This window comes from Aureibaculum algae, assembly GCF_006065315.1.
Taxonomy (GTDB): Bacteria; Bacteroidota; Bacteroidia; order Flavobacteriales; family Flavobacteriaceae; genus Aureibaculum; species Aureibaculum algae.
In genome coordinates this window covers 4,289,038-4,302,662 of the sequence record NZ_CP040749.1, presented here as the reverse complement: position 1 = coordinate 4,302,662, position 13,625 = coordinate 4,289,038, and the positions used below count along the sequence as shown (strand labels likewise).

The window sequence follows — 13,625 nt, the reverse complement described above, 5'->3', positions numbered from 1 at the left end:
TGTTGGTTCACAGAGCGGTTAGAAACTTTGTTGCACCCATTTTGAAATACCAAATTCTGTAATAAATAAGGTAAAGAAAATGCTGCTTACTATGTGTAAGTAATTAACTTGTAAGGTCATTATTTACGATTTTAGAATTACGCTTTTGACAAAGTATTTGTTCTAAATTCGTAATTTGTTTTAATCAATAGCTTACTTTAACTGTTTTTCTTCTTTATAAGTTTTGATGTGCTTAGCGAACTCAACTTCATTTTTTACAGCTACTAATTGTTTTTCCCAATCAAAGGTTTGTAAACGTGCAAAATTTTGAGGGTCATATCTATTGATGTTTATGAATGTGTATAATTCCCAGCTATCGACGGATTTTTCTAAATAGCTTATAGCATTTTCTTTATGTTGAAGTTCTCCATTATTTTTATAGAACTCTAATTCCAAAGCTGCGTTAAATTTATTGGCATAATATTGCCCTAAATAAGCCATCGATTTTATGTCTAACAAAGTTTGCTCTAATTCTTTATCCGTAACGTTAACCAATAATTTATCAGCATTATTGATTGAGTTTTTAGCGTAGGTATTTAGGTTTTCTATAACTTCAATAGGTGTGATTAAATTTATTTCTTCATTTTTCAAAACTGCTTTTACATAATCGGCAATGTTTAAAATGCCGCTACCTTCCATAGTTGGATTGGTTCTAAATTTATCGATGGGTTTTAGGTTGTTCCAAATTTCCATACAAGCTTCAGGTTGCCAATGATAATCCCAATCTCCCCAAGAAAATCGTGTGACTTGCGGAATTATTTTTGAAGATTCAGCCCAAGTATTCATTAATAATTCAGCATTTGTTTCAGGAAATTTTGCTGCAATTATTGCTTGAAATCTTTGTTGAGGCATATCAGGATTGTAACCCAATCGTCCCCAAAGCATAAATTTATACCAGTGTTTATCAATTTCCAACTGTCGTGGAATATCTGGTTGCTTACTTATAAATTCTCTTCCCCAAACATAACCATCAGATCCCATATGATAACCTGCAGTTTGTTCTAAAGGCAGGTTTTTAATAAACGCACTTGCATAAGTTGGATCTCCCCAACGATGAATAAAAATATCATCATTTCTTAAATTCCACCACGATTTTAAATTTTCGGTTTTCATCCATTCGGCAAAAGATTTATAAAACGGTGGATTAACAGCCGAGTACATATGTGCTTTGGCATACTTAAAACTCATATCAAAACCATCAGGATAATTACCCCAATATTTCTTTACAATGTTCATGTCGGTCCACCAAAATCGATGAATAAAATTTACTTTTCTAGTCGGTTGTTCATTTTTAGCATCTAAAATTCCTAATCCGTAAGTTTCCCAAAGCCATTTTTCTTTATCATCATCAGTCATTGGAGTACGCATATTTTCACCTGCGGTGACCCCAATTCCTGTAACATCAGGATAATTGAGTAAAAATTATTTACCAAGTTAAAAACATCTAAAGCTGATGATACTTATACAAGAGAGATTAATAAAATAGAAAAACAAGATTTATTAATACTTGATGATTTTGGACTCAGAGCTCTTGATAGTGCTAATAGACATATGTTTATGGAAATTATTGAAGATAGGCATGGGAAAAAAGCAACCATTATTGCTTCTCAACTACCTACTGAAGCATGGCATCAAGTAATTGGAGAACAAACCATTGCAGATGCTATTTTAGATAGAATTGTACACTCCGCACATAGAATTAATTTAAAAGGTGAATCTATGAGAAAAAAATTAAGAAAAAAACACTAATTTTAACACACAAATTGAATCGATTTTAACACTTGATTTACACTGCTCAATTTCTTCCGGAATGAGTGGCTCAATTTAACCGGACTTTCCAATTGAGTACAACAGGGAATTACATCAAAAATTAACCAATGCTAACATTCCGCATGAGTATCACGAATTTGATGGAGAACATGAGTGGAAATATTGGCAAGAACATATAAAAGATACCTTGTTGTTTTTTAACAAGTTTGTTAGTTAATAGCTGTTTATTTGAAATAAATTAAACCCATATTTTGAATCGAAATCAATTCAAAATATGGGTTTTAGTTTAAGTAAGTTACAGCTGTTTTGGCTTTATTCAAAACCTCTTGCCTTTACAGGTTCTTTTTCGCTTTCTTGTTTTTCGCCGTTCTCACCAGTTAGTTTGTCAAAGAATTGGTAATAATTTCCGTAAGAATAGATACTATTTCTATCTCTAATTTCTTCACCCATCACATTAAATTTTTCAGATGCTTCTTTTTTATCTCCAATTAAAAACATGTACTCATTTGAAGATAAAGTAGTTCCGTTTTCACTAGTAAGCTCCATCGTTACATAAAAATTCTTTTGAACATTTTTAAGGATATTAGCCTCTAACTCAAAAAATTGTTTTGAACTATTTTCTTCAATTTTATCAATTTTAAAAGATGATTTTTTTAACGATTTGTGGTTGTCATCAGCAATAATATAAGATACTTTACAATTTTTATATTCCTTATAATAATCATTCACAACCCAGAATTGACCTTTAAAAGTATCAGAATTTAACCATCTGCGTTTTTCAAAATTGAAATTAATCAATAAGGGCTGATAGCCTCTTTTTACAAATTCAAAAGAACGTTTTGGTTGCAAATAATTGTCAACTATCGCCCATTTCATATCAGGCCAATACGTAATAAAATGACATAAGGCTATACCACTTGTTCTAGGTTTATTTCTTCTGAAATGTTCAATAGATAGTTGGAAAATGATTCCCTGAGCATCTTGAGTTGCATCTACAAATTCCTGTAAAGATCCTGTTTTTTCATCGCCGAAAGTATCAAAATTTTGAATTCGCAATCGATCTAAATCTGCCCAATGATGTCCCCAACTTGGACCTGGTGGCCACATTTCATTTTCAGGAATAAATTTCTTGAGGCTTTCAACATTTGGCACCGAAGTAATGGCCAATTCTGGAACTATCGGATAGTCTAACGATTTATACCAATCTTCCATAGGCCATCTTCCCATTTGATAAAAATAACCTAACGCGTGTACAGCTTCTTTTGGTTTGTAACCAGCCTGTTTAGAAACATCACATGTTAATGGGGAATCTGGAACGTATGGTAAATCTACCATATCTTGATATCTGTCTCCCAATGTTTTCAAGAAATTGTTTGCATATTGTGCATCACTTGCTCTTAATAACATTTCTTCTCCACCCTCCATCATAATTATTGAAGGATTGTTTCGTCTGTTTTTAATTACATTTTCTCCTTCTTGATAAATGCGTTCTAATAACTCTGGGTCATTAGGGATATTTCCCGTACCTAAAGGAATAATATCTTGCCAAACCGTAATTCCTTGCTCATTACACAATTTATAAAATAATGGAATTTCTGGTGGATGCCACCCAAAAATACGGATGTTATTCATATTGGCTTCTTTGGCCAAAGCAATTAATTTTCTATATTTTTCTTCTGAAGTTCTACCAACAAAAATGTCTGGCGGACCGCCCCAGCAAGCTGAACGAATAAATATTGGTTTTCCGTTAATAAGTGTTGTTCTTGGAAAACTCACTTCATCTTTAGTAAAACCAGGATTCCACTCCATTTCAACTTTACGTAAGCCATAAGTCACTTCTTTAAAATCTTGATTGATATCTCCTTGGTCTAAAGAAACTCTCGCCTTATATAAATTAGGTTTTCCTAAATCCCAAGGCCACCAAAGTTGCGGATTTTCAACTTCTATTTCCTTTTTAATAATTTGTTTTCCAGGTTGAAGAACTTGTTTAAAGCTTATGATTTGCTGTTTGCTTTCAAAATTTTGTCCTTGAAAAGAAATGGTAATTTTTTTTTCTTTTGGGATTTTATCGGTATTTTCAACTTCAATTTCAAAAGCTACTGAAACTTTCTTTTCATTCTCAACAATTGGTTTTACATAAACATCTACTATTCTTGATTTTCCTGTAAAAATTAAATCAATAGAACCGGTTATTCCAAAAGGAATTAAATCTCTCCAATAATCACCAAACCAAGGTGTTTTTAAGCCGGCTACATTCGCATTTACTTGTGGAGGTGGAGCTAATCTAATAACCAACATATTGGTAGCTTTTAACCAATGCGGATTTGATTGTATTGCTTGGGTAACGTCAAAAGAAAAGGAAGAGAACGAACCTTTATGACTACCTATAAAATGACCATTTAACCATATATCACATTCGTGATCGATTGATTCAAAATCTATTCGAGCAACTTTATCGCTTAAATCTTGATTTACTCTAAATTGCATAGAATACCACCATTCATATTGCATTACCCATTGCGCTTTGACGCTATTTCTTCCAAAATAAGGATCTTCAATTACGCCAACTTTCCATAGATCGGTATAAACATCACCTGGAACTTTTGCCGGATTCCAAACCAATGTTTCAATATCACCTGGAGGTAGTTTATTCAATCCATGTTTTATACCTTCTCCTGGAAGCATCATTTTCATTTTCCATTGATAACCATCTAAACTTGTTATTAGTTGGCTATTTGAATTATGGTTACTAATAGTGCTTGGTTGAGCAAATCCTTTTACGTATGTAAATAAGAAGAGTGCACAGATTAAAATTTTAAATTTCATAAGATTATATTTATTATTGAATTCCGTTTCCCACGGCAATGATTATTATTCCTAAAGACATAATAGCGAGTCCGCCAAACATCCAATTTTTACTTTTTTTACTGGCATTGTCCCACTCGCCAGTGAAGTATCCCAATATATTTGCTACCATAATACAGCCTGTTTGAAATATTGCAAAACCTACAGATGTACCTAGAGGACCTAATTCGTAGGCACCTAGTCCGTAAATAATCAGTGAAGCACAATAAACAATTGCCATAATAAGTAGTAATAAAAGGTTTTTAGGACTTTCTTTTTTGTTGAAGTTTTCCCAACTTTTATTTTTTGTTAATTGGTAAGCAAAATACACCATAATAGCAATTCCGCTACCAATAAATGAAGGTAGCATAACAGCCAAACGAGCAATCCAAGGTGAGCTACTATATTGTTCTTGAGAAATTTGACCAATATGACCAATATTATCGGCAACGTGGTACGCTAAATTAAATCCTGCAGCAGAAATACCACCAACAACACAAAGAATGATACCATTTCTCATGTTATTTTTGGTAGTTGTATCTTTAGCAGTATCATTGTTTGTTTCACGAAGCAAACCTGCTTTTCCGTTGGCAATAATTCCCAACATAATTACAAAAATTCCACCCAAAATAAGCATACCACCAGGTGTTGCTAATTTGTCTGCACCTCCCATAAAAAATGGTAATAACGAACCTGTTAAAGTAGCTACACCAATTAATAGTGAAAACCCCAGTGCCATTCCTATTTTTGAAATGCTAATACCCCATAATAAGTTGCCAATTCCCCATAAAATACTCAATGCAAAAATGGATGCAAAAATGGAGTTCGGAACTTGATCATAGGTTGCGCCAAGACCTTCAACTAAAAATAATGTTGAAATTATAGGAACAACAAACATAGCCAATAGCCAAAAGCCACTCCATAAATTTTCAACGGCATAATTTTTAACAAATTTGCTTGGAAACGCATAAAATCCAAGCATGATGGCGGCTAATAAAACCCAAAATATTCCTATTCCCATATTATTTTAATTAATTGTTTAATTTGAATAATTCATATTAATTACTACAATTTCCATCTACTATTTGTTCTTTAGTTGGGTTGTATAAATTACTGTTTACAATATATTGTGTATCTAAAGTGTCTTCTTCTAAAAATGGTTTCAATCCACAAAAATCAGCTAAAACACTATTACTTTGAATCGTAAATCCACCTGCTGATTTTAGATTGATAAAACCATCTAGACTAACTAAAGAACTATTATCTTGAATATTAACTCCATAATTTACCAATGTTAAATTGGCTAATTCATTAAAATCAATGAGAGCATTATTATTGGTAATTTGTATATAACCTTTTATAATCGAAAGATTTTCTAAGCCTTTTAAATTTAAGAGAGAGTCATTATCATCAATAAGTAAATGGCCCTCACTCTCACCTAAAAATTCTATTTTTTCTAACCCTTCTAAACTTGTTAGTTTTGGATTGTTAAGAATCCATAAATGACGGTTTATTGTACTTAAATTATTCACCCCTCTAATATTAGCTATTGAACTATTATTAGCTATCCATAATATACCAGTAATAGTGGTCAAACTTTTTAACCCATCTATATTTACTAGAGAATTATTATCATCAATTTGGAGCATATCACGACCAGCAACCGTTCCCACTGTTTCTAGTTTGCTTAAACCAGTTAGACTTGCTAAAGACGGATTGCTATTCATATATAGACCACCTTCAATTTTGGTAAGATTATTAAAACCAGACAAATCTATAAGATTACTAAATTTAATGACTAAATCTCCAGAAATACAAGTCAGTGATTTTAAGGCTGAAAGATTTTGAATGTCAGATAGGTCTTCCGGTGTTATCCATAAAGACCCAATAATGTTCAAGTACTCCTTTTTTCCAAAGTCATCAACTTCTATTTGAGTTTTTAATATGACATCACCAACGTAATCCTCAATAATTATATCTTCTGAATTATCAGAATTACAGCTTATGACAATGTTAATTGTCACTAACATTATTATGAGTTTTTTTAAAAACCTTAAATGTTCTTTGCTAAACTTCACCATAGTTTTTTCTAATTGAATTATTCGTAATTCAAATAAATTGTTCTCTTTTGAAGGTAATGGTCAACACCGTAAACACCATCTTCACCTGCAATGCCAGAAGTTTTGTGACCTGAATGATACCCTTGAATATTACCAATTATTTGTTGGTTGATGAATATAGTTCCAACCTCTAACGAGTCAATTGCTTTTTGATGAATTCTATAATCATTCGTATATAAATAAGCCGAAAGACCTTCTTCACGATTGTTTGCCAGTGCTAATGCTTCGTCAAAACCAATTACCTTTACGATTGGCATAATTGGAGCAAATAGTTCTTGACTTATAGTGGCATCAGTACCTTTTACATTTCCTAAAATTGTAGGGGTGTACCAGTTTCCTTTTTCAAAATACTTTCCTTCCGGTCGGCTACCTCCTAATAATAATTCAGCACCTTGGTTTACATTTTCTTTTACCAAATTATGCACACGTTCCAAACCGAATTTACTCACATTTGGCCCCATATTTACGGAACTATCAAAAGGATCTCCAACTTTAATTTGTTTTGTTCTTTTGATAACTTTATCTGTAAATTCATCTGCTATTTTTTCATCCACAAAAACCATTTCGTTGCAGATACAAACTTGTCCGCAATTTGCATATCTTGAAATTACAGCGGCATCAACAGCTTTATCAATATCGGCATCTTCACATACAATAAAGGGTGCCTTGCCACCTAACTCTAAAATTAATCCAGTAATATTTTCAGCAGCCGCTCTGTACATTGCTCTTCCAGCTCGCGTACTTCCCGTTAATGAAATTAGTTTTGTAATCGGACTTTCAACTAACAATGAGGCCGCTTCAGCATTTTTGGTAGACACCATATTGATAACCCCTTTTGGTAGACTTGATTCATCTACTAAACGACAAAATTCAGAGGCGGTAGTTGGAGTTAATTCATGTGGTTTGATAATCATGGTATTTCCAGTGGCTAATGCCGGACCAACTTTTCGTCCAATTAAAGCTAAAGGATAATTGAAAGCACATAATCCAACTGTAACGCCATAAGGGACTTTATATATTGAAAGTCTTTTATTGGCTTGTTCAGCAGGAAAAATAGCACCTTGAATTCTGCGAGCCGATTCTGCAGAATACGTCATATACGTAATAGTGTCATCAACTTCACCTAAAGCTTCGGGATACGTTTTCCCTTGTTCCAAAACCAAAAGTTTAGCGAAATGTTCACGTTCAGCTTTTAATTTATTCGCAATTTCTATAATGTATTGTGCTCTTGTGTTTGCGGGTGTTAATGCCCAGGCACGTTGTGCTTTTTCAGAAGATTCCAAAGCATATTGAACATCATCTTTTGTACAAGCAGTAACAGTGGCATAAATTTCGTTGTTTGCTGGGTTTTCGACTTGAATAACTTCCCTTGTGTTATCATCTAACCATTCTCCATTAATGTAACAAGAATAGTGTTTTATATTTGTTGAATTCATAGTTGGTATATTTTATTTATTCAAATTTAGGTTCGCGTTTTTCTATAAATGATTGAAATCCTTCTTTCGCATCAAAAGTGTCGTAAAGATTTTTAACCATTTTAGTTTCTAATTGAAGGAAATCTTGTGTCCTTTTTCCAACTCCTTCGGCAAAAGTTTGTTTGATAGTTGCCATTGCTATTTTTGGTCCTTTGGAAAGGTTTTTTGCATATTCCAACGCTTCTTGTTCAGCAGTTTCTACGTTGTATAATTTATGAGCGAGTCCAATTCTAAATGCTTCTTCGGAATTGATTGGATTTCCTGAAATAACCATTTCAAATGCATATGAATGCCCCACTGCATTTACGAGTCGTGGAATACCTCCATTGCCAGGCATTAACCCTAGTTTTACTTCAGGTAAACCGATTAGAAATTTTTTGTTTGAAGCCAAACGAATATCGCAAGCAACGGCTAATTCTAATCCGCCACCTAATGTGTGACCGTTTAAAAAAGCGATAAATATTTTTGAGCTTGAACTAATCATTGTCGCTATTTTATTTGCCATAGCCACCATTTTGTTGTTTTCTTCAACGGTGTTACTGGCAAAAACCTTGATGTCTGCACCCGCACAGAAAAATTTAGGAATGCCACTTTTTAGTAAAACAACGGCGACGTCTTTATCATTTTCAATGGTGTTTAAAATAGTTTCAAACTCATTAAAAAAGTGGACATCGTAACTATTAGCTGGGGATTTATCTAAAGTGATAATCCCCAGTCTGTCTATTTTTGTGTAATTAAACATAATTTTTATTTAGTGTCAAAACCTCTTGCTATTGGCATTTTTTGATCAGCTTCTAAATGACCTTCTTCAGCACCCAATCCTGGGAAATATCTAAAGTAATTTGCCCAACCATATTTTTGTTTAATTTTAAAAGCTTCTAATCCAATAGCTCTTAACTCAGCTCTGTCTTTTATTTTGTCAGCAACCAACATCATATAATCATTTTCAGATATAATAGTGCCTTCAGCATCAACCAAAGTCATTTCAGCATAAAACTTGTCTCCAATTTCACCTGGTACTTTACAAGAAACATCAATATATTTAGATGAACTATCACCTCCAATTGATGCAAAATCAAATTGTTCTTCCTTGATAACTTTTTTGTTATTATCTAAAAATTTGATAGTTGCTTTAGAGTTGTTGAATGATTTGTATAAATCGTTCACTACCCATAATTCACCTTTGAATTCTTCACCTGGTAACCAACGTCTATCATAATGTTTCATAGTTAATAAAACAGGTTGATAAGCTTTTCTTACATAATCAAAAGATAATTTTTTCTCTTGATAATAATCAACAATTCCCCATTTCATATCTGGTGCAAATGTGATATAATGACAAATACAAATGGCACTTGTTTTAGGTTTTCTTGTCCGGAAATGTTCTAAAGCATATTGAAAAATAGCTCCTTGCGCAATTTGTGTAGCAGTTACAAAACTCTCTAAACTATCTGTACTTTGATCTCCAACAACTTCAAAATTCAGTGTTCTTAATGCGTCAAAATCTGTCCAATGATGTCCCCAACTTGGTCCTGGAGGCCAAATTTCATCAGCGGGAATAAACTTTTTAATACTTTCAATATTTGGGCAAGAAGAAATTGCCAATTCAGGAATTACAGCATAATCTAAACTAGGGAAATAATCTTCCATTACAAATTCTCCTTCACCATAAAATAAGTCGTTCGCGTGGAAACTTTCATTAGGTTTGAAGCCTAAATTCATTCCAACTTCATCACTTAAAGGAGATGAAGGAATAAAATGAAGAGGAGTATAAGGTTTTATTGCCTCACCCAATTCATTTACAAATTGTAAGTTGTGAACTGGATCAGAAGCCGTCATAAATAACTCTTCAGAACCTTCAAGTAAAACAATACAAGGATGATTACGTTGCGCTTTAACCGATGAAATTGCTTCAGCAAAAACTGCATCTTTAAATTCCTGATCTTTTGGTAACGACAAACTAGCCAATGGCAATACATCCTGCCAAACAGTAATTCCTGCTTCATTACATAATTGATAAAACAATGGAATTTCTTCTGGATGCCAACCGAAAATACGCAGATTATTAAAGTTAGCTTCTTTAGCCAATCTGATTAATTCTACATATTTACTTGGATGCGCGCGACCCATAAAAATATCTGGAGGTCCACCCCAAGTTCCTGAACGCATGAAATGACGTTTTCCATTAATCATAACTGTCCAAGGGTTTTCAACTTCATCTAATGTAAAACCAGGATTGTGTACCATCTCTACTTCTCTAATACCAAAAGTAGTAGTGGTTGTATCTAAAATTTGTTCGTTCTTATCAGAAATAGTAACTGTTGCATTATATAAATTTTGATCACCTAAATCCCAAGGCCACCATAATTTTGCATTGTCAATATCTAATGAAAGATTTAAATTGTTTGTGCCTTTTTTTAATAATTTAGCTTTGGTATTGATTGAAAAAGTTTGTGATTCAAAATTATTTCCTTCAACTTCAATATCAATTAAAACTTCTTGCTCATCCTCAAAATGATTTTCTAATTCAATATCGATATCTAATTTTGCTAAATCATCTTTTAAAATAGATGATTTCACATACGTATCTTCAATGGTAACATTTCCCATTGCTTCTAGGTAAACAGGTTTCCAAATTCCAGTTGGAGGCAAGGCTACCCAGTAATCACCATGCCAAGCTGGTTTTCTACCAGCAACTTGACTATAACGTCTTGGAGCAGGATGTAAACGAACCATTAGAACATTAGTTCCAAAGCGCAAACGTTCAAAACGAATGGTATTTGAGACATCAAATTTAAATTGGGAAAACATACCTTCGTGTGTTCCTAATAATTCACCATTTAAATATACATCACAGCCAAAATCTACACCATCAAATACCAATTGGATACGTTTCCCGTCCATTTCTTTTGGAACATCAAACTGACGTTTGTACCACCATTCATTTTCAGGAACCCATTTTGCCTTTAGGCTATTTCTCCCAAAATGAGGATCTTCAATCCTACCTTGTCTCCAAAGATCTGTATAAACATCTCCAGGTACTTTTGCAAAACCCCAGTTAAATGAATCTCCTGTGATATCAAAATTTAGTTGATGAAACCCAATTTTTACACCTTCATTGGGTCTAATACCTTCCATTTGCCAGTTACTTCCTGAAAGATCTAACACGATTTTATCGTTAGATGTTTCACCGTCTCCTTTGAGATAGTCTTTCTCTTCTTGACTTATATTTTTCATTTATCTAATAATTTTATTTATGATATTTTTAATTATTTGTTCTGTAGTCATACATTGAATACGTAGTTTCTTTTACTTTTTTTATTAATTCTGGATATGGGTTATCACAAACATCAATAAATCCAACGTTATAATTTTCTCCATCAAATCGCCCAGTATTTGGTTCATCTAAATATTGAAACCAATGAGCTCCAACTATATTTGGATGTCTTAAGGCTCCTTGAATATAATTTTGATACATTTGACCTCTTTCAGCCTGATCTTTTGCTTTTTTAATCCCCACGTGAAAACTTCCTTTATCTAATGCTCCAAAGTGGAATTCTCCAATTATAACAGGTTTGTCAACACCTTTTGGAAGTGAGAAATGCTCAATAGAATATTCATATTTATTAAAACTCATAATGTCTAAGTACTTGCTAGCTGCAGTTAAGACAATATCATTATTAGCCCATGCAAATCGACAGCCCAAGTAATTTTGATTTGGAGCTACTTTTTTTAATTCTTCATTAATGATTCTGAAATATGTTTCAGCTATTTTTTGGTAAAAATCAACTAAATCCTCTTTTGCATTTTCTTGATTTGGGGCTAAAGTAGCATTCAATAACTCACCCCATGAAGTATGTTTTGTTTTCCACACATTATTTAAGTTTTCAATAGAGCTATATTTTGCTTTTAAATCTTTAATAAATTCAATTTTTGCTGGTTGAGAAGCATTACTTTTTAAAGTTCCTATTGAAAGCGATCCTAATAGACCCCACGACAATTCATTATCAACAAAATATCCAATGCACCAAGGATCGTTAGCTCCTTCTTTTTGATCTAATACAGAATTTTTTACCGCAATTCTAAAATTTGGATCAAATACATCGTGAAACTTTCCCCAAAACCCTTCAGATCCTTCAATTTTTGGTGTATTTCTTATCCAAATGGAGCCAACATATGGTGTTTTTTGTTGTCTTGTTGCTCCAAAATCCGACACAAATCCAATAGTGTTCATTCCCCAATCTTTGATTCTTAAATGAGCCATTTCTTGGAATTTTTCTAGCCAATTAACACCATATTTTCTAAAGAGGTTACTTTGGTAGAAATTATACGTTTTAAAAGGTGATTTTCCTTTGTAAAAACCATGAGAAGTATGAGTTCCGATAGAATAAAACTGTCCAAAATCACTTTCAGAATTGGGTAGTTTTTCAAAATAATGTTCTCTAAAATCTGTACCCGTAAATACAGCATCTGAAGCAACACAATTTAAACCAGCAGTCCAAAATATATAACCTTCAGGATCTACAATCCACCATTTATCATCAACTTTTTCAGTTCTAAAAAATCCAGTAGCTTTTAATTTAGGTCCTTTAGTCCATCCTCCAAACGTTCCTAAATCTTTTGGTTCACTGTTTTTCGAAAGCTCTTCTAATTCTTTTTTAGCAGCATCTTTTAATTCAGTTTCCGAATGTATTTTACCTTCCCAATCTTTATGCATGTATTGTCCGAATTCATCTACAAAAGGGAAAAAATTATCTGGTTTTCTTTCTTCTAATTTTCCAACAGCTCTTATATTATCTATAGTGAATTGATTTGGTTGTGTTCCATAGCGTGAGCAGAAAACCATTTCTTGAATAGCACTGATATCAGTTTTTAAAGCCCCAGGAATTCCACGCATGCCTACAATATCTAATTGAGGTTTAAAAACCCAAGGAGTCCAAGCTAAATCTACTGTGATGGTACCACTTTCACCAGGTTTTAAATCTATATAATCTGAACAATACCATCTTTTTAAACCGTCTGGATCATTACCTACAAAAAGTTCTACTTGAATAATTTCGTCTCCAGTATTTGAAACATCAGCTTTTACTTGATAATAACCCGTTAAATTCCAAGGATTTTCTATTGAGCTCACCAATTTAACACCAGTTTCCCTTAAAGTATAACCGTTGTCAACTTGTATAAAGCTATTTTTTTCTTCCTTAATTAGTTTGAAAGTAGCATCTTGAGGTTTAACCAAAGATTCGTCAAAATTATTCTCAAAATCAAATAGAACTAATGTGTCAATTGTAGAATTATTAGGTTGTTTTTTATTACAACTCACAAAACTAAAGACTAATACAAGACCTATAATCGAAACTAATTTTAGAGTTTTCAT

Annotated in this window: 9 protein-coding genes and 1 pseudogene; 2 read left to right on the top strand and 8 right to left on the bottom strand. The window is 32.9% G+C overall.

Translation table 11 applies throughout. The features are described 5' to 3' along the window. Positions 1 to 192: 192 nt before the first annotated feature. Positions 193 to 1,407 (bottom strand): hypothetical protein, encoded by a 1,215-nt coding sequence (locus FF125_RS18345; RefSeq protein WP_138951218.1) that lies wholly within the window; start codon positions 1,405 to 1,407, stop codon positions 193 to 195. A gap of 51 nt (positions 1,408 to 1,458) precedes the next feature. Here FF125_RS18345 and FF125_RS18340 point away from each other — a divergent pair. Both FF125_RS18340 and FF125_RS22235 read left to right on the top strand, forming a co-directional pair. Next, positions 1,459 to 1,788, top strand: a pseudogene (locus FF125_RS18340) (ATP-binding protein); the annotation flags it as partial. A gap of 91 nt (positions 1,789 to 1,879) precedes the next feature. Continuing rightward, the gene (locus tag FF125_RS22235) at positions 1,880 to 2,026 is read left to right on the top strand and encodes an alpha/beta hydrolase-fold protein (RefSeq protein ID WP_138952613.1); all 147 of its coding nucleotides are present in this window, start codon (positions 1,880 to 1,882) and stop codon (positions 2,024 to 2,026) included. Between the two features lie 95 nt (positions 2,027 to 2,121). On the opposite strand, the gene FF125_RS18330 is transcribed toward FF125_RS22235, so the two are convergent. The 7 genes from FF125_RS18330 to FF125_RS18300 all read right to left on the bottom strand — a co-directional run bounded on the left by FF125_RS18330 (position 2,122) and on the right by FF125_RS18300 (position 13,625). Further along, on the bottom strand, positions 2,122 to 4,635 hold the full coding sequence (locus FF125_RS18330) for a glycoside hydrolase family 2 protein (RefSeq protein WP_138951216.1): 2,514 nt from the start codon (positions 4,633 to 4,635) through the stop codon (positions 2,122 to 2,124). A gap of 13 nt (positions 4,636 to 4,648) precedes the next feature. After that, on the bottom strand, positions 4,649 to 5,674 hold the full coding sequence (locus FF125_RS18325; RefSeq protein WP_138951215.1) for an L-rhamnose/proton symporter RhaT: 1,026 nt from the start codon (positions 5,672 to 5,674) through the stop codon (positions 4,649 to 4,651). Positions 5,675 to 5,711: 37 nt separating this feature from the next. Continuing rightward, the gene (locus FF125_RS18320; RefSeq protein ID WP_175418959.1) at positions 5,712 to 6,683 is read right to left on the bottom strand and encodes a receptor L domain-containing protein; all 972 of its coding nucleotides are present in this window, start codon (positions 6,681 to 6,683) and stop codon (positions 5,712 to 5,714) included. Positions 6,684 to 6,751: 68 nt separating this feature from the next. Then, positions 6,752 to 8,209: an aldehyde dehydrogenase family protein gene (locus tag FF125_RS18315; protein WP_138951211.1), complete on the bottom strand. Its 1,458-nt coding sequence runs from the start codon at positions 8,207 to 8,209 to the stop codon at positions 6,752 to 6,754. 16 nt (positions 8,210 to 8,225) lie between these two features. Next, complete coding sequence (locus FF125_RS18310) at positions 8,226 to 8,990, bottom strand: enoyl-CoA hydratase/isomerase family protein (RefSeq protein WP_138951209.1); 765 nt, start codon at positions 8,988 to 8,990, stop codon at positions 8,226 to 8,228. 5 nt (positions 8,991 to 8,995) lie between these two features. Beyond that, complete coding sequence (locus tag FF125_RS18305) at positions 8,996 to 11,485, bottom strand: glycoside hydrolase family 2 protein (RefSeq protein ID WP_138951207.1); 2,490 nt, start codon at positions 11,483 to 11,485, stop codon at positions 8,996 to 8,998. A gap of 28 nt (positions 11,486 to 11,513) precedes the next feature. After that, a complete protein-coding gene (locus FF125_RS18300; protein ID WP_138951205.1) occupies positions 11,514 to 13,625 on the bottom strand; it encodes a beta-galactosidase in 2,112 nt (703 codons plus the stop codon).